Source organism: Anaerotruncus sp. (genome assembly GCF_057433415.1).
Genome location: NZ_DBMDHH010000042.1, coordinates 1 through 25160, shown reverse-complemented (window position 1 = coordinate 25160; position 25160 = coordinate 1). Strand labels below are relative to the sequence as shown.

Genomic DNA, 25160 nt, shown 5'->3' with positions numbered 1-25160 from the left:
GTCCGCCGCCAGCAGGATCAGGTAGCCGCCCTCCAGCGTAAGCGACTGGATCACCCGCTGGAAAAAGGCCTGCACGGCCTCCTCGTCCTTCAGCGCGGAATCCCGCAGCGCCATCAGCAGCCGGTGCTCCTCGCTGTCTACGACCTGCTGCGTCGTAAAGGGGATGTCGACCAAATTCTTCCCGACCGTCCCCGAGAGGGCCCGGCGGAGGATTGTCAGCAGCTTTTCGGACTCCTCCTGCGGCATCACCGCGAGCGACTGGTCAATGCCGGTGACGATCTCCCGCTTGTCGTTGACGTAGCATCCCCGGATGTGGGTGATGTTCGACTTGTCGGGACGGAACCGGCGGCGGATTTCTGCAATTTCTTTTTCGTTCATAACTTCCTCTTGTCCTCTATGTATTCCGGCGGCCTTTGCACAGCCGCGCCGCCCGCTTATTATAGCACAAAGCGCGCGAAAAGACAGCACGAAAAAAGGCCGGCGCGCGGCGCCGGCCTTTCCTATGGTTCCGATCCTATTGTTCCAGGCAGGTGCGCAGGCGTTCGGCGACCCGCGCGCGGGTGGCGGTGCCCGTCCTGCCGATCTGCTGGATGGTGATCGAGGAGACGCAGTTTCCCAGCGCCGCCGCCTCGGGGGCGGAGAAGCCGAGGCAGAAGCCGAGCACGATGCCCGCGTTGGTCGCGTCGCCCGCGCCGACGATATCCACCGGCCCCTCCACATGGAAGGCGGGCACCGCGGTGACCGCTCCGTTTGCGAAGACGAGCGAGCCCTTGTCCCCCATCGTGACGAAGGCGGGACGGCCGGTGCGCGCCGAAAGCTCCCGACCGCACTCCTCCAGGAAGGCCTGCCCGGGTTCCCCGCTAAAGCCGGGGGCGCAGATGTGCAGCAGCTCGAGATGGTTGCACTTGACGATCACATGGCGGTACTCCCCCGCGAACGCGCGGGAATCGGCATAAAAGAGCTTTTCCGGGTTCGCCTCCGCCATCGCGCAGACGGCGGCCCGCACCCGATCGGTCAGCGCGCCGAGCCCGCGCTCGACGAACTGGTCGGTGATGATCACCGCGTCCGCGCCCGTGAGCGCTTCCTCCAGCCTGCCGACGAGCGCGTCCTCATAGGCCCGCGGAAGCGGCGTCAGGCTGCGGAAATCCAGCCGCCCCGTTTCGCTGTAGCCGCCGTCGGGGTTCTTCTGCATCGGCTTGGTGTAGGTGCAGGTGCAGCGGCCGGGCGTCTCAAGCATGAAGCGGGTGTCCGCGCCGGTCTCCCGGAGCGCGCGCTCCAGCTCCCAGCCCTCCCCATCGCTTCCGAGCATCCCGACGCAGCGCACCCCAACGCCGAGCGCGCGCAGGTTGTTGGTGATCGTACCGCCCACCCCCGCGAAGATCGCCTTGCGGTCGAACTGGCGGGCGACAAGCCCCGTCTCGACCGAGAGCTCGTCGTTGGCGGGATCGGTATAGAGGTATTTGTCGAGGCAGTAGTCGCCGAACACCACGACGGTGCAGGCGGGCTCCCGTTCAATCGCCCCGATCATCCGGCGATAGTCGATCATGGCGCTCCCTCACTTTCCCGCGCTGTCGAGCTCCAGGATCATCCGCGCCAGCGCGGGAACCGTCCTCTGGTGCTCTCCCCGGATGTAATGGCTCACGCCGCCGTCCGCCACCGTGCGGGCGAGGATCGTCTTCCACGGGCGGAAATAGTAGCGCGGGTCGCTCTTGGGCGGCGCGGCCGAAAAGTCCCCGTTTTCGATCTCCAGCAGGTCGAAGACCGCGGTCGTGAAATGGGCGATCTGCCGCCCCTCCTGCCGCGCGACGTTGCGGGCCATCGCGAGCGCCTTGAGGTAGACCTCCGGTCCCGCGACCGCCGAGCCGAAGTTGAGGAACACCCCGTGCTCCAGCTTCGTCACGCTCTGCGCGTAGATGAGGAAATCGGTGTAGGACGCCTCCCCCATCGCCGCGCCGTCGCAGTTGGGGTGCTCGTGGATGATGTCGTTGCCCACGCCGATATGCACCGTGCAGGGCACGCCGAGATGGTACCCCATGCCCAGCACGCTCTTTTCGCGGTTGGGGAGCTTCTCCTCCCAGATGTAGCGGCCGACGGCCTCGCCCCAGCCGAGTCCGTCCCGGACGCCCTCCTTGATGATGTCGTTGAGCCGTCCCGTCTCGGTCCACAGGCCGAACTGGCCCATGCTGATGTATTTGGCCACGCTCTCGCAGGTCCTGCCGATGAGCGCGAGCTCATAGTCGTGGATTGAGCCCGCGCCGTTGGTGGCGAAGTGGGTCACCAGCCCGCGCTTCATCAATTCGATCATGTGCAGGCCGTTGCCGGTGCGGATGACGTGGGCGCCGTACATCATCAGCACTGTCGCGTCGTGCTCCCGGCGGGCCGCCACGACGTCGCGCGCGATGGAGGGCAGCTCGGGGTGCGAAAAGGGCGGGACGGGGTCGTCCAGCGACTTCACGACGCTGATGTCCACGTCGTGCACCCGCTGCTCGAGCGGGAAGATCTCCAGCCTGGAGCGGTCAAACTTCTCAAACGGCATTTAAATCCCCTCCCTGATCGCGTGTACGATTTGCCGGTACCCGGCAAAATCCGGAATGATCGCGTCCGCGCCCGCCGAAAGCAGGCGGCGGCGCTTCCATTCGTTGATCCCCTTCCGGCGCACCTCGTCCGTGGCGACGCCGAAGGTGTAGCCCCCGAGCTGCGCGACCAGCTCGATCTCGACATACCCGTCCCCGAAGGAGACGAGCTGCTCCGGGCGCAGGGTGCCGTCGGCAAAGAGCCCGCGCAGCACCTGCTCCTTGGAGCACTCGGTCATCTCGTCGCGCGCGCCGTGGATGGCGTCGAAGCAGCCGTCCAGCCCGAGCAGGCGCGCCTCATGGAGCACGTCGGCCTCGTCGGTGCCGCTCGCGAGGTGGCAGGCGATCCCCGCCTCCCGCAGCGCGCCGACCAGCTCCCTCACGCCCGGCACGAGCAGCCCGGACGGGTCGATCGTCCCGTTTTCCAGCCCCTCGCGCCGGTCCCGGATGTGGACGCCCAGCCGCCGCAGGTACTCCGCCTTGTATTCCAGCGGGTCCCGGTGGGGGCCGCCCCGCTTCTGGACCTCCTCGTCCAGCCGGATGCACTGGAAGATCGTCTGCTTGCCGGTGAGCGCGTCGACAAAGTCGGCGGCCACCTCGCAAAGCGTCTCGGGCGATTCCCCGGTCCCGGTCGCGCCGAGCACCTCGGCGAAATAGGGAACCATGATCTCCCGCCAGCCCTCCCGGATAAGGCTCACCGTTCCGTCAAAGTCGAAGAGCGCGGTGGTGATCCCCGCCTTCGGGTCGGGGTAGCGGACGTACTCCACCCCCCAGCGGTCGGGCAGGACCTGCTGAATGACGCTTGAGAGGGCGTGCACATAGAGCATATGTAAGTCCTCAATCTGCTCCATCGAGTCGGTGGGCGCGATGAGCAGCAGGTCGCAGCGGCCCGCGAGCTTCCCGCCGTCCCGGCCGGAAAAGCCGATGGTGACGACGCCCATCTCCCGGGCGGTGTCCACCAGCCGCACGATGTTGGGGGAATTCCCGCTGCCGCTGTAGACGAGCAGCACGTCCCCCCGGTGCGCCTTGGTGCGCAGCTGGATGGAGAAGATCTCCTCATAGGAGAAGTCGTTGCCCAGACAGGTCATGACCGCGCAGGAATCCGCGAGACACTCGGTCTTGAAGCCCTCGCGGTTGTGGACGCGGCAGCCCTTGAGCAGGTCGTTGCAGATGTGCGAGGCGGTCGCCGCGCTGCCGCCGTTGCCCGCCGTGTAGATCGTCGCGCCGCGCTCCTTGGCCTCGATGAGCGTCCGCGCGATTTGCGCGAGCAGGTCGAAGTCTGTGCGCATCGCGCGCGCCGCGACGTCCCCGGTGTATTCCAGCAGGGCCGAGGAGATGGCTTTTCCGTCAAAATCCATATCAAATTGCCTCCCGATGATGATGTGTCAGGTTTGTGCGAGCTTTCCTATTGCAATTATATCATGATGTGATATAATTGCAATAGGGTCAGGCAAAAAAATTTATCATATCGTGATATTTACAGAAAGGGGGCTTCTCCTTGCAGCGCACCGTGAACCATGACGACATGCGCAGCGCCAATATGGAAAGCGTCTTTGACTGCATCCGCGCCCACGCGCCCGTCACCAAGCGGCAGATCCAGTCCCTCACCGGGCTGAGCTGGGGCAGCGTCTCCAACCTCTGCTCCATCCTGCTCGAGCGGGGCGTCCTCCGTGAGCTGCCCGTCCGGACGGAGGGCGCGGGACGCAACCCCTCCGGCTTCGACATCAACCTGAAGGACAACCTCATCATCGGGCTGGACGTCAACCTCTCCGGACTCACCGGCGTGGTCTGCGACCTGCGCAGCCGGGTGCTCGCCCGCGTCTGGCGGCCCACCGAGGGGCGGAAGGGGGAGGACATCCTCCGCCTCATGAAGGAGGCCGCCGCCGAGCTGCTCGGGCAGACCGCCGCGGGCACGGTCAAGGGCCTCGCGATCGCCTTTCCCGGGCAGGTCGACGCCGAGCGGGGCGTCTCCCTCTGGACCCACCAGTTCGGGAGCCTCTCGGAGGTCAACATGCGGGAAATCTTCCAGCGGGCGTTCGGGCTGGAGGTCCTGCTCGAGCACGACCCCAACTGCATGGCGGTCTGCGAGCACTGGATGGGCGCGGCGCAGGACGTTGAGGACTTCCTCTTCGTGCGCCTCTCCTACGGCATCGGTATGGGCATCCTCACGGGCGGCGCGGTCTACCGCGGCCACAGCGGCGCGTCGGGCGAGATCGGCCACATGACCATGCTGCCCGACGGGGAGCCCTGCTGCTGCGGCAACCGCGGCTGCCTCGAAACGGTCGCGTCAGTCGACGCCATCCTGCGTCGCTGCCGCGAGCTGGCGGCGGACGGGCGGGCGCCGCTGCTCGCTTCGATCGCGGCGGACGGCCCAATCACCCTCGAGGCCGCCGCGCGGGCGGCGCGGCAGGGGGAACGGGCGGTCGCGGAGGTCTTTTCCCGCGCGGCGGACTACGCGGGCATCGCCGTAGCCAACGTCGTGAACATCATCGACCCGGCCGCGGTGGTCATCGGGGGGGAGCTGGCCGCCTACCCGGACCTGTGCATCGAACGGCTACGCGAGACGGTCGGAAGCCGTGCGTGGAGCGGCCCGGTCGATCTGCGCGTCTCCTCGCTCGGCGGCGATTCCGCCGCGATCGGGGCGGCCGCCATGTTTATCCGGCGGGTCTTTTTCCGCATCTCCGAAGAACAGGCCGCATTGGGGGGATTGTAATGTATATCGGCGCGATTGACATCGGCGGAAGCAAAACGATCGCGGGGATCGTCAACGAAAACGGAGAGCTGCTCATTGAAAAGCAGATCGTCACCGAAAAATCGGACTGCGCGGCGCATTTCAACCGCTGCGCCGCCCTGCTGCTCGAGGCCGCGGCGGAATACGGCGTCCCCGCCCAAGCGCTCGAGGGGGTGGGCGTGAGCCTGCCCGGCATGGTCGACCACAGCCACAGCGTCCTGCTGCTCGCGCCCGGCGCGGGATGGCGGGACTTCCCCGCGGCCGAATTCCTGCGGGAGGCGCTGGGCATCCGCGCGCTCTGGTGCGAAAACGACGTCAACAACTGTGCCCGCGCCGAGCTCCGGTTCGCCGGCGCGCCCGAAAACTTCCTCTGGATCACCGTCAGCACCGGGATCGGCGGCGCGGTTGTCGCGGACGGGCGGGTGCTGCTGGGCTGCAACAGCCTCGCCGGGGAGCTCGGGCACTGCAAGGTCGAGTTCGAGCACCCCCTCCCCTGTCCCTGCGGCAGCCGCGGCTGCCTCGAGGCGCACGCTTCGGGCGCCGCCCTCTCCCGCCGGTTCGCCCTCCTGCTCGCGGAGGACCCCCAGGCCGCCGCCCTCGCGCGGGAACGGGGCGCGTCCCCCGACGCGGCGGGCTGCGCCGCGCTCGCGCAGGCCGGGTTTTCGCCCGCGCGGGCGCTCTTCGATCGGGCGGGCGGCTACCTCGGGCAGGCGCTCGCCCCCGTCGTGAGCATGCTCAACCCCGAGCGGGTTTATTTCGGCGGAGGCGTCGCCCGCTCGCTCGGCCTGCTGCTTCCGCGGATGCGGTCGGCGCTCGACGCGCGCGCCGCCGAGTCCTGCGCGGGCGTTGAAATCCGCGCGACCGGCCTCGGCTACGAGGCCTCCCTGCTCGGCGCGGCCGCGCTCTTTCTCGAGCAGGCGCAGTAGCGCCCGCACGGCAGCACAAAAAAACAGCCGCTTTTGCGGCTGTTTTTTTCTGGTCATTCATCCTCGAACGGATGGAAGACCGGGCGGCGCGCCCGGTAGGTGTAAAATCCCGGAAAGCCGCAGCTCTTCGCAAGCGCGGCGGCCTCCGCAAAGCCCTGCCCGAGCTTTTCGGGGCTGTGCGCGTCCGAGCCGAAGGTGAGCAGCCGCCCGCCCTTTTGCGCGTAGAGCCGCACGATCTCTTCACAGGGCATCAGCTGGCCGAGGGAGCCGAGGGTGGAACCGTTCAGCTCCAGCGCGATCCCCCGCTCGACGAGGATCTGGAGGATCTCCCCGATCACCCGGAGGTTGTGCTCCACCTCCCGTTCGGTGAAGGGCGCGCCGATATACCGCTTGACGAGGTCGAAATGCGCGGCCACGTCGATCTCCGCCCGCCCGGCCATGTCGCGCAGCTCGGAAAAATATCTCTCGCACGCCCGGTCGGGCCCCTCGTCCCGCACAAGGGCGCGCAGCTTGCCGTTATCGACGTTGTGCACCGAGCCGACGACCGCGTCGACCGGCCCGCGCGCAAAGAGCTCCCGGTAGCGTTCGGCGTACCGGTGGGGCTCGCAGAGCTCGATCCCTTTATAAACGCGCAGCCTCCCGGCGAACGCGCCGCGGCAGGCCGCGTAATCGGCGTCGTAGCGCGCCCGGTCGAGGTAGCCGTAGGTCGGCACCAGCGGGTTCACGCTGAAATGCTCGGTAAAGCAGATTTCCTCCATCCCCGCCGCGCACGCGGCTTCGCACTGCGCCTCCATCGGCGCGGCGGAATCGAACGAGTGCAGCGAATGAAGGTGGCTGTCCGCACGGTACATCCGCGGCGCCTCCTCAGGAGGCGTCCGGCCCGACGGCCGAGAAGAACGCCTGCTGGATGAAGAGGGAGGCCGCCCCGATGGCGGCGGACGACCGCCCGAGGTGGGAGACGCGGATGTCGATGCTGCGGCGGTTCCACACCCGTCTGTCGATGACCTCCCGCAGGTGGCGGTAGAAGGGCTCCTTCACGTCGGGCATCTCCCCGCCGAGGATGACCGCCTGCGGATCGAGCAGGTTGATGGCGGCGGATACCGCGAGGCCCGCGTAATCGGCGGCGCGGTAGAAGAAGTCGTAGACGGCCCCGTCCCCCGCGGCCGCGGCCTTCTCCGCCGTCTCGAGCGTCAGGGGCTCCCCCCGCGCGAGGAGCTCCGCGAGCCGGGGGGCGTCCCCCATGCGCGCGGCCTGCTCGCACCGGCTCAGCACCGCCTCCGACGAGGCGTAGATTTCCAGGCAGCCGTTGTTGCCGCAGTAGCAGGGCCCGCCGTCCGGGTCCATCGTGATGTGCCCGATCTCGCCCGTGGCGCCCGCGAACCCGTGGTAGATTTCGCCGCCGAGGATGATGCCCATGCCGATGCCGCGGGAGAGGCGGACATAGAGCAGGTTGGTCAGCCCCTGCCCCGCGCCGAAGAGCTGCTCCGACAGCGCGCAGCAGTTCGGGTCGTGCTCGATCACGACCGGCAGGCCGAACTCCCCCTTCAAGATGCCGCAGATGTCGAGCGGCTCGAGGCTGCAAAACTGCCGGGCGAGCACCGAGACGCCGCGCTCGGTGTCGACATGCCCCGGGAAGGCGACGCCGATCCCCTTGATGACCGACTGGTCGCTGACCTCCGCCATCAGCAGGCGGATGATCCCCTTCATCTGCTCGAGCAACTCGGAGATGTGGTTGCTGACCAGCTCCTGGTGGATCTTGGTCTTGACGCGGCTTTTGAGGTCGATGATCACGCCGGTCATGCCGATGACGTTGGTGTCGATGCCGATGATGAGGTTGTTTTCCAGATTGATGTCGAACGCCGTGGCCGAACGGCGCGATCCGGTGTCCACCCGCCCGGTTTCGCTGATGATCCCCCGTTCGAGCAGGTCGGCGGAAAAGGTGGAGACCGCCCCCCAGCTCAGCCCCGTCTCCTCCTGGATCCTGCGCTTGGAGATGGGGCCGTGCTTGCGGATGCAGTTAAAGACGCTGAGCATGTTCGTGCTGCGCATCAAATCGTGCCTGACGGTTTCCGTCATGTTATCATCCCTTATCATTCAAATTCACGCTGCCGCCGCGAAGCGGGGGGAACAGTCAAATTATAGCACGCGTCCGGCTGAAAACCTAGTCCCATTTTGTTTCCAGAAAAAAGGCCGGCAGGCGGAAATATCCAGTGAGATATCTTCGCCGTACCGGTATAGATCAGATCAGTATGTATCGCAGAGGAATGAATCTGTTATTTGCGCCGGAGGTTTTTCCGGATGTCAAAGCCGACCGCCGCGATAATGATGATGCCCTTGATAATCTGCTGCCAGTACGGGTTGACGCCGATGAAGGTGAGTCCGTAGTTGATGATGCCGAAGATCAGCACGCCGACGACCATGCCCGGCACGGTGCCGATGCCGCCGGTGTTGGAGACGCCGCCCACGACGCAGGAGGCAATCGCGTCGAACTCATAGTTGAGGCCGTAGGCGGAGGTCGCGCCGCCCGTCCGCGCGCACTCGAGGAAGCCCGCGAGCCCGTAGAGCAGTCCGGCGATGCCGTAGACGCCGATCAGCGTGGCCGTCACCTTGATGCCCGAGACGTTGGCCGCCTCGGCGTTGCCGCCCACCGCGTAGACGTTGCGCCCGAAGCGCAGCTTTTTGAGGATGAACCACACCGCGAGCGTGACCGCCAGCGCGATGAGGATGATGACCGGCACCTTGCCGCCCAGCAGCCCGGAGCCCATGTAGGTAATGCTCTTTTTGACGCCGCCGATCGGCTGGGAGGAGTTGGGCGGCAGGTCGAAGTAGAGGAGGTTCACGCCCCAGGCGATGACCTGCGTGCCCAGCGTCACGATGAAGGGCGGGATAGCGAATTTCGCGATCACGGTACCGTTGAAGAGGCCGAGCAGCATGCAGACGGCCAGCGCGACCAAAAACGGAACGATGATCGGGATGTCCGGCATGTTGGGATAGAACCGGCGGCTGTAGTCGATCGTCTGTCCGAGCGAGGCGGTCAGCACCGCCGCGAGCCCGAGAATGCGTCCGGCCGACAGGTCGACGCCGCCCGAGATGAGCACGAACATCATGCCGCAGGCCATGATCAGCTTGGTCGCGTTCTGGAGCAGGACGTCGCGCAGGACGTTGAAGGAGAAGAATTTTGGGTTGATGCAGATGATGACGACCACCAGCACCACCAGACAGAGGGTAATCGCGTTGTCGCCGAGGAAGCGAATCAGTTTTTTGGAAGTTTTGTTCGTTGCATCCATATTCCGGCCTCTTTTCTAAACCATAAATTTGGTGGCAAGGCGCATGATCTCCTCTTCATTGATCGCGTCGCCCTCAAGTTCACCGGCCTTTTTGCCCTCGCACATCACCATGACCCGGTCGGCCATGCCGATCAGCTCGGGCATTTCGCTCGAAATCATCACGACGCATTTGCCCTGCGCCGCGAGGTCGGCCATAATCGTGTAGATCTCGTATTTCGCGCCCACGTCGATGCCGCGCGTGGGTTCGTCGAGCAGCAGGACCTCCGGCTCGGTCAGCAGCCACCGGGCAAAGAGCACCTTCTGCTGGTTGCCGCCCGACAGGCTGTTCATCGGGGTGCGGATGCTCGGCGTCTTGATCGACAGGCGTTCGATGCTCTCCTCGGCCAACTCGTTGCAGCGCCGGCCGTTGATCAGGCCGAGGAAGCGCGCCAGGCGCTTGTAGACGGCGATGTAGGTGTTTTCGCCCACGCCCAGCACCGGGAAGATGCCCGAGCCCTTGCGGTCCTCGGTGAGCAGGGCGATGCCGTTGTCCATCGCGTCGGTCGAGTTGTGAACCCGAACCTCCTTCCCGTCGAGGTAGAGCTTGCCCGCCCTGAGCGCGCGCAGGCCGAAGATCGCCTCGACCAGCTCGGTGCGCTGCGCGCCCACCAGGCCGCCCAGCCCGAGGATTTCTCCGCGGCGCAGCTCGAAGCTCACGTCCTGGAAGCTGCGGTCGTGGATCGACGAGAACCCCTCGACGCGCATGTAAACCTCACCGGGCTTGTTCGTCTTGGGCGGGAAGCGGTTGCTCATGTCCCGCCCGACCATCTTGGAGATGATCATATCCGTCGTGAGGTCGGCGGCGTTCCAGGTACCGATCATCGTACCGTCGCGCATGATACTGACCTCATCGGAAATTTTCTTGATTTCCTCCATCTTATGGGAGATGTAGATGATTGCGACTCCCTTGGAGCGCAGGTCGTTTATGATCGTAAACAGGTGGTCGACCTCGTCGGAAGTCAGCGAGGAGGTCGGTTCGTCCATGATGATTACCTTTGCGTTAAAGGAAACCGCCTTTGCGATTTCAATCGACTGGATCTGCGATACGGAGAGCGTCTTGACGAGCGCCTTCGGGTCGAGGTGGAGGTTGAGCCGCTCGAGCAGGTCCCGGGTGTCGTTGTACATCTTTTTATAATCGACAACGATCCCTTTGATCGGGAACCGCCCCAGCCAGATGTTCTCCATGACGCTCAGGTGGGGCTCCGGGTGGAGCTCCTGGTGGATCATTGCGATCCCGTGTTCGATCGCGTCAAGCGCGCCTGAGAAATTGACCGGCTGCCCGTCCAGGATCACGTCGCCCTCGTCGCGGACGTAGATGCCGAACAGGCATTTCATCAGGGTGGATTTTCCCGCGCCGTTTTCGCCCATCAGGGCGTGCACGGTGGCGGGACGCACCTTGAGGGTGACCTTGTCAAGCGCCAGAACGCCGGGGAATCGTTTGGTGATGTTGTTCATTTCCAGGATGTAGCCGTTTTCACTCATCTCGCTGAGTTCCCCCTTTAGGAGCGCGGGGGACGGGAACCCGTCCCCCGCGCGTGCTGGTTGCCTGGCGCGGATCAGCTGAACTGGTCCACGTTCTCCTTGCTCACCGCGACGTACGGAATCCAGACGTACTGGCCGTCCATCTCGTATCCGAGGTTCTCGGAGGTCGGGGTTTCGCCCTTGGCGAGCAGGTCGCAGAGCTGGACCACCGCGAAGCCCTGGTTTTTCGCGTCGTTCAGGGAGGTGGCGAGCATGGTGCCTTCGATGATGGCTTCCTTGCCGGGCTCGGTCGCGTCGACGCCGAAGACGGGCATATACTTGTCGCCGGTGAAGTAGCCCTGCGCCTTGAGCGCTTCGATCGCGCCGAGCGCCATGTCGTCGTTGTTGCAGAAGACCGCCTCGATGTTGTCATGCGCCGCGAGGAAGGTGGCCATCTTGTCCTGGCCCTTGACGCGGTCCCACATCGCGGTGTCCTTCGCGACCTCTTCCACCTGGAGGCCCGCGTCGGTCATCGCCTTGACGCAGTACTCGGAACGCAGCTCGGCGTCCTGATGTCCGGGCTCGCCCATGATGATGACGTACTGAACGATGCCGTCGCCGTTCTTATCGGCTTCCGGATGGCTGTTCCAGTAATCGACCATCGCCTTGCCCTGCATGAGGCCGGATTCCTCCGCCTTCGCGCCGACATAGTAGACCTTATCCCACATTGCCATGGCCTCTTCAAACGGCTCGGTGTTGAAGAAGACGACCGGGATGTTGGCGTTCTTGGCCTTCTCGATCACGACGTCGGCCGCGGAACGCTCCTGCATGTTGATCGCCAGGGCGTTGTACTCCTTGGTGATGTACATGTCGATGTTGTTGTTCTGGGTGGTCTGATCGGCTTTGGAATCGGTAAAGTCGATCGTGACGCCGAGCTCGTCGCCCTTGATCTTCATGTTGTTGCGCTGCTCGGTGAGGTAGGTGTCGTCGTATTTGCGGATGGACGCGCCGATGGTGATCTGTGCGGGAGCCGCCGCGGGCTCTTCGGCCGGGGCTTCCTCGGACGGGGCCGCGTCGGCGGCGGGGGCCGTCTCGGACGGGGCCGCCGCAGGCTCGGAACCGCACGCGCCCAGCGACAGGACGATCATGACAACGAGTAGCGCGGAAAGGATCTTTTTCATTCTTTTACCTCCAAATTCTCTCGTTTCTGTGTATTTCTGGCGTCTTCCGGCGCCGGATTACCAATTGGGGGCCTGTAAGTAGTCCGCGTAGGGGACCGGCTCGATCTTCTTCATGCCGAGCCAGCCCATCGCCTCGAGCAGCTCCTTTGAATAATCTCCCCGCACGATCGGGAAATGGTGGGAGAACCGCCGCACCAGCAGCGTGTTGACCAGGTCGAGCGCGCCGATGGGGGTCCCGTTGAGGGAGAGCCCGCCCAGCCAGCCGCGCGAGCCGTAGAAGCTGGGCTTCGTGTCCCCGAGGAAGCTGCCGTTCGCGACGAGCAGCTCGTCGGCCTCCCCCGAGATGCGCGCGATGGTCACCTCGCCGGGATCGAAGACCATGTCCCGCGTCACGCCGCAGCAGTTGGGCTCTTTCGCGCCCTCCTCGTGCGCCATGCCGTGGTAGTTGACGCTGAGCCGGTAGCCGTTCTGCCGGCAGAACCGGCTGGCGGCGGGGCCGCAGTGCCACATGAGCACCGTGTCGTCCGCCTGGTCGAAGGCGCCCATGTCCATGAGCATCCCCACGTCGTCGGACAGGTATTTGAGCAGCAGCATGCTGATCGCGCTCGTGAGGTCCCCCTCGCAGGCGGTGGGGATCCCCTTGTCGTTGAGCCCGCCCACGACCGCGCAGACGCTGTATTGGAACTCGTCCTGGAACTTCGGCCAGCAGCTGACCGCGATCGCGTCGTAGCCATACTCCTTAATAAAGTCGTCGTAGGCCAGCGAGAAGCGGGCGTTCGTTTCGAGGGTCTCGTCCGCCCGGCGGTTGAGCACCCCGCCCGCCTCGGCGGCGATGCGCTCCATCTCGGCGGACACCTGCGCGGCGGAGTAGGCGACCGCGCGGTCGCGCACCTCGGAATACTCGTGCAGCCGGTTGATGCGGATGCCGTCAAAGCGGCGGATGAGCGTGCGCTCGTCGTCGTAGAGGTCGTCGAAGCCGGGGGCGATGCCGCCGATCAGCGCGACCTTGGAGGCCTTGAGGTTCTTGATCGCGCGCAGCGCGCGCACGGTGACCGCGAGGCGGCCGCGGAAGAGCGGGTCCTCCACGTCTCCGAAGAACCATTTGATCGGGATGTTGTAATCCTTGAGGTAGTGGCCGATGATGCCGGAATACATGTTGATGGTGCAGAAGGAGTTGAAGGGCAGCACCCCATGGTCGGCATGCTCGGGGATCGCCCACAGGCCGAGCGCCGCCCGGGCGCGGGCGAAGATCGGGGCGAGCGCGCCCGCCGAAAAGCTGGTGCACTGCAGCAGGATGAAATCCACGCCCTCCCCCTCGAGGGCCTTCACGGCGGCGTAGCCGTCGTCCGGCGTGATGACGGTGCCGGGATGGACATAGAGCTCGAAGCCCAGCTGCCCGGACAGCGCCCGCAGCTTTTGGGCGCTCGCCTCATAGACGCTTTTTTTGTCGCCCGGGAAGCTGAGCTGGGACGAACTGACCAGGCCGACCTTCAGCGATTGCATACGGATCATTCCCCTTTCCACGGCCTGCGCGGCCGGCAAACATCCGATATCACATCGTGATGTAAACTTTTCTTAAATGATATCACGACAAAATATCTTTCGCAATCTTTTTGCGCCAATTTCATTAATATTCACTATAAATTTCTTGTTTTATATGCAATTTGATGGTCACATTATTTTTTGTTTACATTTGTTGTTGACATAAATATCTTATCGTGATACATTAAAGCCACCTACCAAACAGGAGGAGGGATTGGGATATGTACTGGGCCGGCATCGATATCGGCGGCACCAAAATCGCCGCCTCCATCGCTGCGGATGACGCCGTCATCCTCGGCACCGTCCGCCGCGCGACCCCTCCCGGCGCGGACTTCTCCCCCGTGTTTGAAGCCGCCGCCGCCATGGTCGGTGAGCTGCTCGCGGCGCGCGGCGCCACGCTGAAGGAGCTCTCCGGCATCGGGATCAGTTGCCCCGGCCCGCTCGATCTCGCGGCGGGCAGCATCGTGCAGGTCGCGACCACCGGCTGGCGGGAGGTGCCCGTGCGGCGGCTGTTTGAGGAGCGGTTCGGCGTGCCCGTGCGGCTCGAAAACGACGCGAACGCCGCCGCCTACGCCGAGGCAAGGGCGGGCGCGGGCCGCGGCTGCGGCACGGTGGTCTACCTGACCGTCAGCACCGGCATCGGCGGCGGGATCTGCTCGGGAGGCCGCCTGCTGGAGGGCGCGCACGGCTTCGCGGGCGAGTTCGGCCACGTCACCGTTGACCCCGACGGCCCGCCCTGCCCCTGCGGGGGCCGCGGGTGCGTCCAGCTCTACGCCTCCGGAAGCTCGATCGCCCGGAGGGCGCGGGAGCTGGCAGCCAAGGCCGGACCCGGCGGTTTTCTCGCCGGGAAGAAGGAGGTCACCGCCTACGACGTCGAATGCGGCGTGCGGGCGGGCGACCGACTCTGCGCCGGCGTCTGGGATGCCGCGATGCGCAAGCTGGGGATCGCGGTGGGCATCCTCAACCAAGTGCTCGACCCCGACCTGTTCGTCTTCGGCGGCGGGGTCTCCAACGCCTGGGACCTGATGGAGGGGCCGGTCCTCGCGTCCGCGCGGCGGTACTGCTACACCGACACGGCGCACCACATCCGGCTCGCGCGGGCGCAGCTCGGCGGGCTGGTCGGCACCACCGGGGCGATCCTGCTGGCGCGCGACCTGCTGTAAACGGAACGTTATGAACCGACGTCATAGAATTGGAGGTCATCCAGATGCAAAAACCGGGACTCAGGGAATTCATGCAGGGCATCTACAAGCTCGAAGAGGCGCAGAACCTGCGCTGCACCATGCTGGGGATCGGGCCGATGTCCGAAAACCTCATTGAGGCGTGCTTCCTGCTCGCGAAGAAGAAGGACTTCCCCGTGATGTTCATCGCCAGCCGCAACCAGGTGGACGCGGACGAATTCGGCGGCGGGTACGTCTGCTCGTGGAACCAGGACACCTTCCGGCGGGACATCGCCAAGATCGCCGGGCGCTGCCGGTACGACGGGCTCTATTACCTCTGCCGCGACCACGGCGGCCCGTGGCAGCGGGACAAGGAGCGCAGCGACAAGCTCCCGGTGGCCGAGGCGATGGAGCTGGGCAAGCGCTCCTATCTGTACGACCTCAAGGCGGGCTTCGACCTGCTGCACATCGACCCCACCAAGATCCCCGACGTGGGCGACGTGGTCCCGATGGACATGGTGCTCGACCTCACGATCGAGTTGATCGAATACTGCGAGGCGCAGCGCAAGGCGCTCGGCCTGCCGCCCGTGGCCTACGAGGTGGGCACCGAGGAGACCAACGGCGGGCTCACCGGCGTGGAGTCCTACAACCAGTTCATCAACACGCTCGTCGAGCGGCTGAACGCCAAGGGCCTGCCGCTGCCGGTGTACATCGTCGGCCAGACCGGCACCCTCACCCGCCTGACCGAGAACGTCGGCCACTTCAACGCCGACCAGGCGGTCGCCCTCTCCAAAGCCGCCCGGGTGCACGGGGTCGGCCTCAAGGAGCACAACGGCGACTACCTCTCCGACTTCATCCTCGAGCTGCACCCCGCGCTCGGCATCACCGCCACCAACGTCGCGCCCGAATACGGCGTGGTCGAGACCCAGACGCTCCTGCGGCTGGCAAGGATCGAGCGGTGGCTCTGCGACCGGAAGATGCTCTCCGGCCCCTCCCGGTTCCCCGAGGTGTTCACCCGCGCCTCGATCGCAAGCCAGCGCTGGCGCAAATGGATGGTCGGCGACGCGCGCGGCTACACCGTCGACCAGGTGCTGGCGGACGAGGCGCTCTCCGCCGAGGTGGTCGAAATCTGCGGCCATTACACCTTCAACGATCCGGAAGTCAAGGCGGAGATCGCCAAAATGTACGCGGGCCTCGAAGCCGCCGGGCTGGACCCCCACCGGATCGTCGTGAACGCGGTCATGAAATCGATCGAGCGCTACGTCGACGCCTTCAACCTCGAGGGGATCACCTCCAAGGTGGCGGCGGTCCTGTAAATCCGAACACCTGTTTCTCCCCTTCGTGCCCCCGGCCGCGTAAATCCCGGCCGGGGGCGATTTACGTTTCCCAACGCTTCGGGGATGGCGAAAGGCCGCGGAGGCGGGGCATCTGCCCCGCCTCCGCGGCCTTTTGTAGGGTCCTTCTCTCTTCATGCGGTCATTCGGACACTCTGATCAGCGTCTTGATGACCTCCTGCGCGTTGTTCGCGGTATACCGGAACGCGGCGTCGCTCTCCCCGAAGGGGAACTCGCGCGGCCGGATTCCCGAAAGGTCGATCTTTCCGCTCGCGACCGCCTCGATCAGCATCGGATAGAGGTTGCGGTAGCGGAAGACGGGACGGATGTCCACCTCCTTGCGGGAAATCTCCAAAAAGCTGTAGGGCACGTCGGCGGTGATGTTGCCCACCAGCGTGATGACGCCGCCCCGCCTGACGTATTTCCACGTGTCGACCATCGTGTGGGGGCTGCCCGCCGTCTCGAACACGACGTCGCAGCCCGCGCCGCCCGTCAGCTCCATCACGGCCGCCTCCAGATCCTGCTCCCTGGGGTTGACGACGACGTCCGCGCCGAACGCCTTCGCGCTCTCCAGACGGCTTTCGATGAGGTCGGAGACGACGATGCGGGTCGCGCCCAGCGCCTTGCAGGCGAGCAGGGTCATGATCCCGATGGTGCCCGAGCCGAGGATGCAGACGCTCTGCCCCATCGTGACGCCGCCGCGTTTGGCGGCGTGCATCCCGACGGCGAGCGGCTCGAGCATCGCGCCCTCCTGCATCGTCATCGAGTCGGAGAGCCGGAAGCACAGGTCGGCCGGATGGGCGAGGTAGTTTTGCAGCGCGCCGTCGAAGGGCGGCGCGGCCATGAAGCGCACGTCGGGGCAGAGGTTGTAGAGCCCCTCGCGGCAGAGCTCGCACCTTCCGCAGGGGACGCCCGGCTCGAGCGCGACGCGGTCGCCGACCTTGAGGGAGGCGACCCCCTCGCCCAGCTCGGCGACATAGCCGGAGCACTCGTGCCCCAGGATGAACGGGAAGGGCGCGACCTTCTTGCCGATGCTCCCGTGGGTGTAAAAATGCATATCCGAGCCGCAGATGCCGCAGTACTCCGTTTTGACGACGACCTCGCCCGGGCCGGCCTTCGGCATCGGGGCGTCCGCCATCTCGATCTTCTGGATCGCGGTCAGCCGCGCGACGCGGTTCTGAATCTGTTCCATGCTCATAAATCCCCCTTTTCGGCGATCGGTACCGTCTTCAAACGGAGATCACCACCATTTGATCTGCGAGGTGACGTATTCGCGCAGGCGGACAAACTCCGGCGAGGCGATGTCGCGCGGGCGCGGCAGGTCGATCTTCAGCTCCTCCTTCACCGTCGTGGGCTTCTGGGAGAGGATGAGGCACTTGTTGGAGAGGTAGACCGCCTCCTCGACGTTGTGGGTGATGAAGATGACCGTCGAGCCGGTGGCCTGCCACAGCTTGATGACCTCATCCTCGAGGTAGTAGCGCATCTTGATGTCCATCTGGCCGTAGGGCTCATCCATCAGCAGCAGGTCGGGGTGCATCGCGAAGCTGCGCCCGATGACGATGCGCTGCACCGTCGAGGCGGACAGCTCGTGCGGGTAGGAGTTGCGCACCTTGTCCAGGCCGAGCAGGCCGAGGATCTCCTCGGTGCGCTCCCGGATGAGCTGCTCGGGATATTTTTTCAGTTCCAGCCCGTAGCGGATGTTCTTTTCGACCGTCAGCCAGGGCAGGTGCGACGGGTTCTGGAAGACGAAGCTGAGGTTGTGCTTTTTGGGGTCCGCCGGTTCCCCGTCCACGAGGATCTCCCCCTCGGTGAGGGAGAAGAGCCGGACGAGGCATTTTAAAAAGGTCGTTTTCCCACAGCCGGTGGGGCCGACGATGCAGACGAAGTCGCCCTTCTGGATATCGAAGGAGACGTTGTCGAGCACCTTCAGGTCGCCGAAGCACTTTGTGAGGTTTCTGACCCGGACTTTCACGTTGTCGTTTTCGCTCATCTGTTCTGCCTCCTCCCGCTTACAGCACCAGGTCCGTGTTGGCAACGATCTCGTTGCGCAATTTCAGGAACGCCGGATCGGTATAGTTCCTCGGCCTGGGCAGGTCGGGCACATATTCCTTCTTCACGCCGGTGGGGTGCCCGCCCAGCAGGATGATGCGGTCGCCGAGGTAGATGGCCTCCTCCACGTTGTTGGTGACGAAGATGACCGTGCGGCGGTCCTTCTCCCAGATGCGCAGGATCTCATCCTCCATCGAGTAGCGCGTCTGCGCGTCGAGCGCGCCGAACGGCTCGTCGAGCAGCATGATGTCCGATTCGCTGGCGTACGCCCGGGCGATGCCCACGCGCTGCTGCATGCCGCCCGAAAGCTGCTTGGGCAGGGAGTTTTCAAACCCCTGCAGCCCGACGAGCTCGATGTATTTCTGCGCGGCCGCCTGCCGCTCCGCCTTGGATTTGCCCTTGAACTTCTGGTTGATCTCCACGTTCCCCATGACCGTTTTCCAGGGGAAGAGGGCGTACCGCTGGAAGACCACCCCCAGGTCGCCCATCGGCGGGCGGCCGTTCACGAAGGTGATCTCCCCCCCGGTGGGGGCGTCCAGCCCCGCCAGGATGTTCAGGAGCACCGTCTTGCCGCATTGGCCGGGGCCGAGCAGGACGAGGAACTCGTTCTCCTTGACGGTGATGTTGATGTCCTTGAGCACCTCTTTGGTCTCGCTCTTCAGGTAGAAGGTCTTTGCGAGGTCCTTGATGATTATTGTGTCTTTGAGAACTGCCACGGGCAAAGCACTCCTTCCATTTTCGTCAGGAACAGCGAGAGCAGCGCGCTCACGATGCCGATTGCCAACATGCACACCACGATGAGGGCGGTGTCGCCGATCTCCTGCCCGCGGACGATCAGGAAGCCGACGCCCTGCCGGGCCGCGATCATCTCGGCGGCCACCACGCACATCCAGCCGCTTGAAAGCGCCGTCCGGATGCCCGCGAGGATCGCGGGGATGGTCGCGGGCATGGCCACGTCGACGAGCAGCTGGCGCCTGTTCGCGCCGAGCACCTTGCCGGCGCTGATGAGCAGCGGGTCGATCGCCCGGATGCCCGCGCTGGTGTTCAGCACGATCGAGGTGAAGGCCCCGATGAAGACGATGACGATCTTGGCCGTTTCGCCGATGCCGAACCAGATGATGATCATCGGGATCCACGCGATCGGCGGGATCGGGCGGATCATCTCAAAGAGCGGGCCGAAGAAGGCGTTGAACTTTTCGCTCCAGCCGAGCCCCACGCCGAGCGCGATGCCGATGACCACCGCGAAGAGGAAGGCGATGAGCACCCGCCGCAGGCTGACCCAGATATGTACCGGGAGGGTCGCTTTGGAGATGGGGTTTTGCATAATGTCGATAAACCGCGAGAAGGTCGCCGTCGGGGTGGGAAGCATCGTTCCTTCCGCGTGGGAGAGGACGACCCACACGACCACGAAGAGCGCCAGGGAGGAGACCGAAAGCAGCCCGTAAAGGAGCTTTTTCACTTTATCGTTCATCACTTATACCTCCAGGGAGCGACTTTCTTCTCAAACAGGCTCAGCACCCAGCCCATCAGCGCGCCCACCAGGCCGATCGTCAGCATGCCGACGATGATGATGTCCGGACGGATCAGGTTGCGGCCGATCTGGATCATGTAGCCCAGCCCCTTGGTGGACGCCAGCATCTCCGCGGCCACCAGCGTGGACCAGGAGGCCGCCAGCGAGACGCGCACGCCGGTGAAGACCATGTTCATCGAAGAGGGAATGCAGATCGTCCGGAAGATCTGCCACCGGCTCGCCCCGAAGGTCTGCGCCACGTCGATGAGGGTGGGGTCGGTCAGCTTGATGCCCAGGTAGGAATTGACCACGCAGGGAACGAACGCCGAGATGAAGATGATGAACACCTTCGCCTTGAAGCCGATGCCCAGCGTGAGGATGACGATCGGGATCCACGCGATCGGCGGGATCGGGCGGACCACCTCGAACAGCGGGGTGAAGAAGGAATCCATGCCCTTGTAGTAGCCCATGAAGAGCCCCAGCGGAATGCCGATCACCACCGCCAGCACGAATCCCGCGAGGGAGAGCTTGATGCTGGAGAAGAAGTGAGCGAAGAGCGTGGCTCCGTCCGGCTTGGTGTTGGTCAGCTTGTAAAGGAAGGTTTGGACCGCTGTCGACGGTGCGCAGAGGTTCCGCTCGGAGATGACGCCCACGTGGACAAGCAGCTCCCAGGTGCCGAAAAAGAGCACCAGCCCCAAAATGCTCAGGAGAATCAGATTTCGCTTTTTGTTTTTTGCTTTGTCCATATACTCACCCAATCCAACAAATCGTTTGTGTCGTTCTCATTGGAAGAGGGGGCTCGCGCCCCCTCTTCCCGACGGCCGGCGTTACGGATCAGTTCAGGGTTTTGCCGTAACGGGCGGCCAGTTCCTCGATGAAGCTGCTGTCGACGAAGCCGTTGTCGATCAGCTTCTGCTTGTCGGCCTCCTCGATCGTGCCGGTGTAGACGAAGAAGTCCATCAGGTTCTCCATCGCGATGTCCGCCTTGCGGCTGCCGACCTCGCCCTTGTACCACTCGATCTCGTCGTCCAGCGTCTGGAGCGGGCGCTTCTCGGCGCATTTGTAGGAGGTCTCGTAGTCCTGCTCGACGCCGTTTTCAATGCCGATGTCCATCAGGGCCTGCGCGTAGGCGTCGAGGTCCTTCGCGTACTTTTCGGACTCCTGGAAGTAGATGTCGAGGTATTCGAGGATCTCGTCGTGCTTTTCGGCCATCGCCTTTTCGGAGGCCACGATGACGGTGGGCATCGCCTCGCCGGTCGCCTCGCCGGAGGAGATGCAGGTCCAGCCTTCCTTCTCCGCGTCAAAGCCCTGCGGGTCCCACAGGCAGACGATGTCCGCCTCGCCCGCCTTGAAGGCGGTAAAGCCCTGCGCGACGCCCATGTCGATGATGTTGACGTCCTCGGTGGTGAGCCCCATCGTCTTAAGGGTTGCGATCAGCGTGAAGTGCGCGGAGGTGGAGGTCGGGCAGAGGATCGTCTTGCCCCTCCAGGTGTCGGCGTTGCCCTTGATGTCCGGGTAGCCGTCAACCTCGCCGGAGACCTGCGCCACGTCGCTGTCCGGACGCGCCCAGATGGTGACCGCCTTGTCGTCGGGCGAGCCGAAGCCGATGACGTGCACGCCGTAGGCCACGCCGCCGGTGATGGACGGCGGGGAACCCATGGTGCCGACGTCCCACTCGTCCGCGCCGAGCGCCTCGTTCTGCGCGGCGCCGCCGGTGAACATGATCATTTCAAAGCCCATGCCGGCCTGCTCGTAGAGGCCGTCCTGCTCCGCCAGCCAGGCGGGGAGGGTGTGGCTGTAGGGCTGTCCGCTCGCCGTGATCTTCGTAAGCGCCGCACCCTGGCTCTCGCCGCCGCTTGCGGCCGCGCTGTTCGCGTCCGGGGCGCTGGGGGTGTTGCTGGAGCCGCAGCCCGCAACGGAGAGAACCATCGCGGCCGCCAGAACGGCCGTAATCAGCTTTTTCAGGTTTTTCATAAGTATCCTCCCTTTTTTGAATTATACGATTATTTCATTTGCATCCTGCAAAAGGAATCCGGATTTGGGGCGCCAAAAGCAATTAATTAATATGATTAATATTTATGTATTTATTATATTCGCCGTTTGTTTTGCCGTCAATTGACAATTCTTTTAATAATTCCATTTATTTATTAGATAATCTGCTTATTTTTTGCCTTTTTATCTTGCATTTATATCGGTAGTAGGATATAATTCTCATAGTATTAATTAGTCATGTTTATTATTGGTGTGGAAAAGAGGTAGCCAGCATGCCAGCATCCATGACCTTCCCCGCCGGCCTGTCCGGAAAAACAGCCGTTGTGACAGGCGCCGGCGGGGTCATGTGCAGCCACTTTTCACGCGTTCTCGCCCGGGCGGGCGTGAGGGTCGCACTGCTCGACATTGACGGGCGGGCCGCCGAGGAAGCCGCCCGCGCCATCCGCGCGGACGGATATGAGGCGCGGGCCTACCGCGCCGACGTGCTCGACCGGGAAAGCCTCGAGGAGGTCCACCGCCGGGTCCTCGACGACCTTGGGCCCTGCGACCTTCTCATCAACGGCGCGGGGGGCAACAACCCCAGAGGCAACACCGACGACGAATTCTTCTCCCGCGCGGCGGAGGGCGTCCGGGATTTTTACCGTCTCGACCTTGACGGCTTCAAATTCGTCTTCGATTTGAATTTTATTGGCACCCTCCTTCCCACCCAGGTCTTTTCCGCGGACATGCCGGGCCGCCCGGGCTGCTCGATCCTGAACGTCTCCTCGATGAACGCGTATAGGCCGCTGACCAAGCTGCCCGCCTACAGCGCCGCGAAGGCCGCCGTCTCCAACTTCACCGAGTGGCTCGCCACCTATTTTGCGAAGGAGGGCATCCGTGTGAACGCCCTCGCGCCCGGCTTCTTCATCACCAACCAGAACCGGCCCAACCTGCTGGACGCGGAGGGCGGCTTTACCGACCGCGCGCGCAAAATCCTCGCGGGCACCCCGATGGGGCGGTTCGGCGAGATCGACGAGCTCTCCGGGGCGCTCCTTTTCCTGCTCTCCCCGCAGGCGGCGTCCTTCATCACCGGCGTGGTTTTGCCGGTTGACGGTGGATTTAACGCCTACTGTGGAGTATAATGCTTTTGAGGGGAACTCCGCGGGCGCGCGCCCGCGACCACCATTACTGTACCGAAACGAGTTGAAGGGCTATGTTACCAACCGGCGTCAACATGACCAACGTCAAGCAGATCAACCGATCCGCGGTGCTGCAGCTTTTGCTGCGCAACGGGGGGATGTCCCGCACCGACCTCGCGGAGGAACTGAACCTGACCACTGCGACGCTGACGTCCATCTGCAACGATTTCATCCAGAAGGGCCTGCTGATCCAGTCGGACGGCGGCAAATCCCAGAGTCCCGGCCGTAAGAAATGCCCCCTGGACATCAACGGCACCTATAAATATGCCATCGCGGTGAGCCTGCACTACAACGGGCATATCATCGCGATCACCGACCTGCGCGGGCAGGCGGTCGCCTGGACCTCCTTCTCGGTCGAGGCCCCCTACGACGCGGAACATTTTTTCAAAAAGCTCGCCGACGCCTGCATCCGCCTGCTGTGGGAAAACAACATCCCCTGCGAACGGGTACTCGGGGCGTGCGTCTGCATCGTCGGCTCGGTCGACCAGGAGGCGGGGGTCAGCCTCAACCCCTTCAGCATCTTCGGGGAGGGGCAGGTCCCCATCCGGCAGCTTCTGGAAAAGGAGTTGCCCTTCCCCATCTGCGTGGAGAACAACGTCTGCGCCTTCCTCAACGCCGAAATCCTGCTCGGCTGCGCGACCGATTCCAACGTCATCGCGCTCAAATGGGGCCCCGGCGTCGGGTCGGCCTCCTCGATCGGCGGCGTGATCTGCAAGGACCACACCTTCCACTCCTCCGAGATCGGGCACACCTACTTTTACCGAAACGACGGCCGCACCTGCAAATGCGGGCGCAGGGGCTGCCTCGAGACGGGCGTGAACCTCTCCCGCATCGAGGAGAAGATCCTCGAGTTGCTGCCCGGCGAGCCCGCGCTCCAGCAGGTGCGGGAGGCGCACGGCGCGCCGCACGTCACGAACATCATCTCCTACCTCTCCGCCGACTGCCCCGCCCTGCGCGGCTTCTTCGAGGCCTGCGTGCACGATCTGGCCATCGGCGTGAACAACGCGATTCAGGTCTTCTCCCCCGACCGGGTCATCCTTTACGGCGTGCTCTTCGAGGTACCCGGCGCGGCCGACCGCTTCATCGACGAGGTCGTGCGGCTCAATCCCTTCATCGGGCGGGAGCTCTTCCAGCGCAGCGCCCTCTCCTGGAAGACCGACTACATCGGCCCCGCCGCGACCGCCATCAAGACCTACCTGATCGACACGGGCGGCGAGGCGTAGCCTTTCCGCCCCCTAAAAACCGCCCCGGCCTTACGGCCGGGGCGGTTTTTCGTATCAGGAAGGGCGGCGCCGGCAAACCTGCCGGCGCCGCCCGGAGGGCCCTGTCATCCGACGGGGATCAGATCATATAGCCGCGCACGAGGCAGACCAGATCGTCGTATCCGGCGAGGAAGGTCTTGATCGTGTCGTGAAAGCCGCCGTAGCGGACGAACTCCTCCGGCTTCATGCCGTCCTCGTCGTAGGACTTGCGGAACTCGCCGAGCTTTTCGAGGGCGGCGAGGTACTCCGCGGGGACCGGCTCGCCGATGCGGTCCTCCACGGGCATGTCGCAGCCGCCGTTGAGGCGCTGCTGCCACTTGTAGTTGATCGTCTGGCAGAGGTCGCCGCCCACCAGCTCGGACCAGTGGTAGACGTTGCGGTTGGCGGCGCTCAGCAGCCGGGTGGTGTAGCCGCGCTCCTTGTAGATGGCGTACGCCTTCTTGATGACGGCGACGCCCGCCCACTCGAGCGCCTCGGGGATGACGGTGACGCCCTCGGCGGCGGTCGCGGCCTTCATCCAGTCGTCGGTGCGGCCGATCATAATGGTGCAGACGGGCGCCATCTCATCGCAGGGCAGGCCCTCGGCCTTCCGGCGCGCGAGGCCGCGCTCGACGGCCTCCGCCACGGCGACCGCCTGCGCCACGGTGAAGCTCACCGTCGCGTTGATCGACACGCCGCGGTAGGTGGCCTCCTCCATCGCCTCGACGCCGGCGGCGGAGGCGGGCAGCTTGACCTGCATATTCCTGCCGAGCGTGTTGAGCATGACGGCCTGCTCGACCATCTTGTCCCTGCTGCGGTAGTATTTCGCGTTCACCTGGATCGAGAGGCGGCCCTTCCTGCCCTTGAATTTTTCAAAGACGGGCAGCAGCTTTTTGCTGCGCTCCCGGCCCACCTCGTAGAGGAGCAGCCAGGTGATCTCGTCCTCGGTGGCCGAG

At 64.4% G+C, this 25160-nt stretch carries 23 protein-coding genes; 6 read left to right on the top strand and 17 right to left on the bottom strand.

Annotation, left to right across the window (positions count from 1 at the left end; genetic code table 11):
* The 4 genes from ACZO3G_RS11125 to ACZO3G_RS11110 form a co-directional block, all read right to left on the bottom strand.
* Window positions 1–378: DUF4317 family protein (locus tag ACZO3G_RS11125; protein ID WP_486847195.1), on the bottom strand; the 378-nt coding region annotated here is incomplete at its 3' end.
* A 136-nt stretch (window positions 379–514) separates the two neighbouring features.
* Complete coding sequence (locus tag ACZO3G_RS11120) at window positions 515–1546, bottom strand: bifunctional heptose 7-phosphate kinase/heptose 1-phosphate adenyltransferase (protein WP_276874164.1); 1032 nt, start codon at window positions 1544–1546, stop codon at window positions 515–517.
* A 9-nt stretch (window positions 1547–1555) separates the two neighbouring features.
* Window positions 1556–2536, bottom strand: a complete 981-nt coding sequence (locus ACZO3G_RS11115; protein WP_276874160.1) for a GSU2086 family protein — start codon at window positions 2534–2536, stop codon at window positions 1556–1558.
* Window positions 2537–3931 (bottom strand): SIS domain-containing protein, encoded by a 1395-nt coding sequence (locus ACZO3G_RS11110; RefSeq protein WP_276874157.1) that lies wholly within the window; start codon window positions 3929–3931, stop codon window positions 2537–2539. It lies immediately after the preceding gene.
* Window positions 3932–4071: 140 nt separating this feature from the next.
* Here ACZO3G_RS11110 and ACZO3G_RS11105 point away from each other — a divergent pair, with 140 nt between their 5' ends.
* Both ACZO3G_RS11105 and ACZO3G_RS11100 read left to right on the top strand, forming a co-directional pair.
* Window positions 4072–5286 carry an ROK family protein gene (locus ACZO3G_RS11105; RefSeq protein WP_101551659.1) on the top strand — a complete coding sequence of 405 codons (1215 nt, stop codon included), beginning with the start codon at window positions 4072–4074 and terminating at the stop codon, window positions 5284–5286.
* The gene (locus ACZO3G_RS11100; RefSeq protein WP_101551660.1) at window positions 5286–6230 is read left to right on the top strand and encodes an ROK family protein; all 945 of its coding nucleotides are present in this window, start codon (window positions 5286–5288) and stop codon (window positions 6228–6230) included. The genes ACZO3G_RS11105 and ACZO3G_RS11100 overlap by 1 nt, the downstream gene beginning before the upstream one ends.
* A gap of 53 nt (window positions 6231–6283) precedes the next feature.
* Here ACZO3G_RS11100 and ACZO3G_RS11095 read toward each other — a convergent pair whose 3' ends face one another.
* The 6 genes from ACZO3G_RS11095 to ACZO3G_RS11070 form a co-directional block, all read right to left on the bottom strand.
* Entirely contained in the window at window positions 6284–7081 is a 798-nt protein-coding gene (locus tag ACZO3G_RS11095) for a histidinol-phosphatase HisJ family protein (RefSeq protein ID WP_101551662.1), read from the bottom strand.
* Window positions 7082–7094: 13 nt separating this feature from the next.
* Window positions 7095–8306 carry an ROK family transcriptional regulator gene (locus ACZO3G_RS11090; protein ID WP_172439247.1) on the bottom strand — a complete coding sequence of 404 codons (1212 nt, stop codon included), beginning with the start codon at window positions 8304–8306 and terminating at the stop codon, window positions 7095–7097.
* A 197-nt stretch (window positions 8307–8503) separates the two neighbouring features.
* On the bottom strand, window positions 8504–9517 hold the full coding sequence (locus tag ACZO3G_RS11085) for a galactose/methyl galactoside ABC transporter permease MglC (protein ID WP_101551666.1): 1014 nt from the start codon (window positions 9515–9517) through the stop codon (window positions 8504–8506).
* Between the two features lie 15 nt (window positions 9518–9532).
* Entirely contained in the window at window positions 9533–11038 is a 1506-nt protein-coding gene (locus ACZO3G_RS11080) for a sugar ABC transporter ATP-binding protein (protein WP_256152249.1), read from the bottom strand.
* Window positions 11039–11112: 74 nt separating this feature from the next.
* Complete coding sequence (locus ACZO3G_RS11075; RefSeq protein WP_121586832.1) at window positions 11113–12198, bottom strand: galactose ABC transporter substrate-binding protein; 1086 nt, start codon at window positions 12196–12198, stop codon at window positions 11113–11115.
* Between the two features lie 57 nt (window positions 12199–12255).
* Complete coding sequence (locus ACZO3G_RS11070; protein ID WP_101551673.1) at window positions 12256–13701, bottom strand: L-fucose/L-arabinose isomerase family protein; 1446 nt, start codon at window positions 13699–13701, stop codon at window positions 12256–12258.
* A gap of 260 nt (window positions 13702–13961) precedes the next feature.
* Between ACZO3G_RS11070 and ACZO3G_RS11065 the strand changes: the two genes are divergently transcribed.
* Window positions 13962–14903, top strand: a complete 942-nt coding sequence (locus ACZO3G_RS11065) for an ROK family protein (protein ID WP_276873561.1) — start codon at window positions 13962–13964, stop codon at window positions 14901–14903.
* 44 nt (window positions 14904–14947) lie between these two features.
* Window positions 14948–16216 (top strand): class II D-tagatose-bisphosphate aldolase non-catalytic subunit, encoded by a 1269-nt coding sequence (locus ACZO3G_RS11060; protein ID WP_121586835.1) that lies wholly within the window; start codon window positions 14948–14950, stop codon window positions 16214–16216.
* Between the two features lie 160 nt (window positions 16217–16376).
* Here the strand turns inward: ACZO3G_RS11060 and ACZO3G_RS11055 are convergent, their stop codons facing one another.
* From ACZO3G_RS11055 to ACZO3G_RS11030, 6 genes are all read right to left on the bottom strand, one after another.
* A complete protein-coding gene (locus tag ACZO3G_RS11055; RefSeq protein ID WP_276872324.1) occupies window positions 16377–17426 on the bottom strand; it encodes an NAD(P)-dependent alcohol dehydrogenase in 1050 nt (349 codons plus the stop codon).
* 48 nt (window positions 17427–17474) lie between these two features.
* On the bottom strand, window positions 17475–18224 hold the full coding sequence (locus ACZO3G_RS11050) for an ABC transporter ATP-binding protein (protein ID WP_101551678.1): 750 nt from the start codon (window positions 18222–18224) through the stop codon (window positions 17475–17477).
* 19 nt (window positions 18225–18243) lie between these two features.
* Window positions 18244–18999: an ABC transporter ATP-binding protein gene (locus ACZO3G_RS11045; protein WP_101553248.1), complete on the bottom strand. Its 756-nt coding sequence runs from the start codon at window positions 18997–18999 to the stop codon at window positions 18244–18246.
* Window positions 18975–19754: an ABC transporter permease gene (locus ACZO3G_RS11040; protein ID WP_101551680.1), complete on the bottom strand. Its 780-nt coding sequence runs from the start codon at window positions 19752–19754 to the stop codon at window positions 18975–18977. Before ACZO3G_RS11040 ends, ACZO3G_RS11045 begins: the two co-directional genes overlap by 25 nt.
* Complete coding sequence (locus ACZO3G_RS11035) at window positions 19754–20539, bottom strand: ABC transporter permease (protein ID WP_101551682.1); 786 nt, start codon at window positions 20537–20539, stop codon at window positions 19754–19756. Before ACZO3G_RS11035 ends, ACZO3G_RS11040 begins: the two co-directional genes overlap by 1 nt.
* An 88-nt stretch (window positions 20540–20627) precedes the next feature.
* Complete coding sequence (locus ACZO3G_RS11030) at window positions 20628–21767, bottom strand: ABC transporter substrate-binding protein (protein ID WP_101551684.1); 1140 nt, start codon at window positions 21765–21767, stop codon at window positions 20628–20630.
* Between the two features lie 290 nt (window positions 21768–22057).
* On the opposite strand from ACZO3G_RS11030, the gene ACZO3G_RS11025 reads away from it, so the two are divergent.
* Together ACZO3G_RS11025 and ACZO3G_RS11020 are read left to right on the top strand one after the other, a co-directional pair.
* Window positions 22058–22906 (top strand): SDR family oxidoreductase, encoded by an 849-nt coding sequence (locus ACZO3G_RS11025; protein WP_276872326.1) that lies wholly within the window; start codon window positions 22058–22060, stop codon window positions 22904–22906.
* Window positions 22907–22977: 71 nt separating this feature from the next.
* Entirely contained in the window at window positions 22978–24186 is a 1209-nt protein-coding gene (locus tag ACZO3G_RS11020; RefSeq protein WP_101551688.1) for an ROK family transcriptional regulator, read from the top strand.
* Between the two features lie 118 nt (window positions 24187–24304).
* On the opposite strand, the gene ACZO3G_RS11015 is transcribed toward ACZO3G_RS11020, so the two are convergent.
* On the bottom strand, window positions 24305–25160 hold an 856-nt coding region (locus tag ACZO3G_RS11015), incomplete at its 5' end, for a transaldolase family protein (RefSeq protein WP_486847190.1).

Excerpts from the sequence above, each read along its gene's own strand:
- ACZO3G_RS11110 (WP_276874157.1), bottom strand. The coding sequence starts at position 3,931 with ATGGATTTTGACGGAAAAGCCATCTCCTCGGCCCTGCTGGAATACACC.
- ACZO3G_RS11115 (WP_276874160.1), bottom strand. The coding sequence starts at position 2,536 with ATGCCGTTTGAGAAGTTTGACCGCTCCAGGCTGGAGATCTTCCCGCTC.
- ACZO3G_RS11080 (WP_256152249.1), bottom strand. The coding sequence starts at position 11,038 with ATGAGTGAAAACGGCTACATCCTGGAAATGAACAACATCACCAAACGA.
- ACZO3G_RS11030 (WP_101551684.1), bottom strand. The coding sequence starts at position 21,767 with ATGAAAAACCTGAAAAAGCTGATTACGGCCGTTCTGGCGGCCGCGATG.
- ACZO3G_RS11065 (WP_276873561.1), top strand. The coding sequence starts at position 13,962 with ATGTACTGGGCCGGCATCGATATCGGCGGCACCAAAATCGCCGCCTCC.
- ACZO3G_RS11035 (WP_101551682.1), bottom strand. The coding sequence starts at position 20,539 with ATGGACAAAGCAAAAAACAAAAAGCGAAATCTGATTCTCCTGAGCATT.
- ACZO3G_RS11040 (WP_101551680.1), bottom strand. The coding sequence starts at position 19,754 with ATGAACGATAAAGTGAAAAAGCTCCTTTACGGGCTGCTTTCGGTCTCC.
- ACZO3G_RS11060 (WP_121586835.1), top strand. The coding sequence starts at position 14,948 with ATGCAAAAACCGGGACTCAGGGAATTCATGCAGGGCATCTACAAGCTC.
- ACZO3G_RS11075 (WP_121586832.1), bottom strand. The coding sequence starts at position 12,198 with ATGAAAAAGATCCTTTCCGCGCTACTCGTTGTCATGATCGTCCTGTCG.
- ACZO3G_RS11120 (WP_276874164.1), bottom strand. The coding sequence starts at position 1,546 with ATGATCGACTATCGCCGGATGATCGGGGCGATTGAACGGGAGCCCGCC.
- ACZO3G_RS11050 (WP_101551678.1), bottom strand. The coding sequence starts at position 18,224 with ATGAGCGAAAACGACAACGTGAAAGTCCGGGTCAGAAACCTCACAAAG.
- ACZO3G_RS11095 (WP_101551662.1), bottom strand. The coding sequence starts at position 7,081 with ATGTACCGTGCGGACAGCCACCTTCATTCGCTGCACTCGTTCGATTCC.
- ACZO3G_RS11055 (WP_276872324.1), bottom strand. The coding sequence starts at position 17,426 with ATGGAACAGATTCAGAACCGCGTCGCGCGGCTGACCGCGATCCAGAAG.
- ACZO3G_RS11100 (WP_101551660.1), top strand. The coding sequence starts at position 5,286 with ATGTATATCGGCGCGATTGACATCGGCGGAAGCAAAACGATCGCGGGG.
- ACZO3G_RS11090 (WP_172439247.1), bottom strand. The coding sequence starts at position 8,306 with ATGACGGAAACCGTCAGGCACGATTTGATGCGCAGCACGAACATGCTC.
- ACZO3G_RS11025 (WP_276872326.1), top strand. The coding sequence starts at position 22,058 with ATGCCAGCATCCATGACCTTCCCCGCCGGCCTGTCCGGAAAAACAGCC.
- ACZO3G_RS11070 (WP_101551673.1), bottom strand. The coding sequence starts at position 13,701 with ATGCAATCGCTGAAGGTCGGCCTGGTCAGTTCGTCCCAGCTCAGCTTC.
- ACZO3G_RS11085 (WP_101551666.1), bottom strand. The coding sequence starts at position 9,517 with ATGGATGCAACGAACAAAACTTCCAAAAAACTGATTCGCTTCCTCGGC.
- ACZO3G_RS11020 (WP_101551688.1), top strand. The coding sequence starts at position 22,978 with ATGTTACCAACCGGCGTCAACATGACCAACGTCAAGCAGATCAACCGA.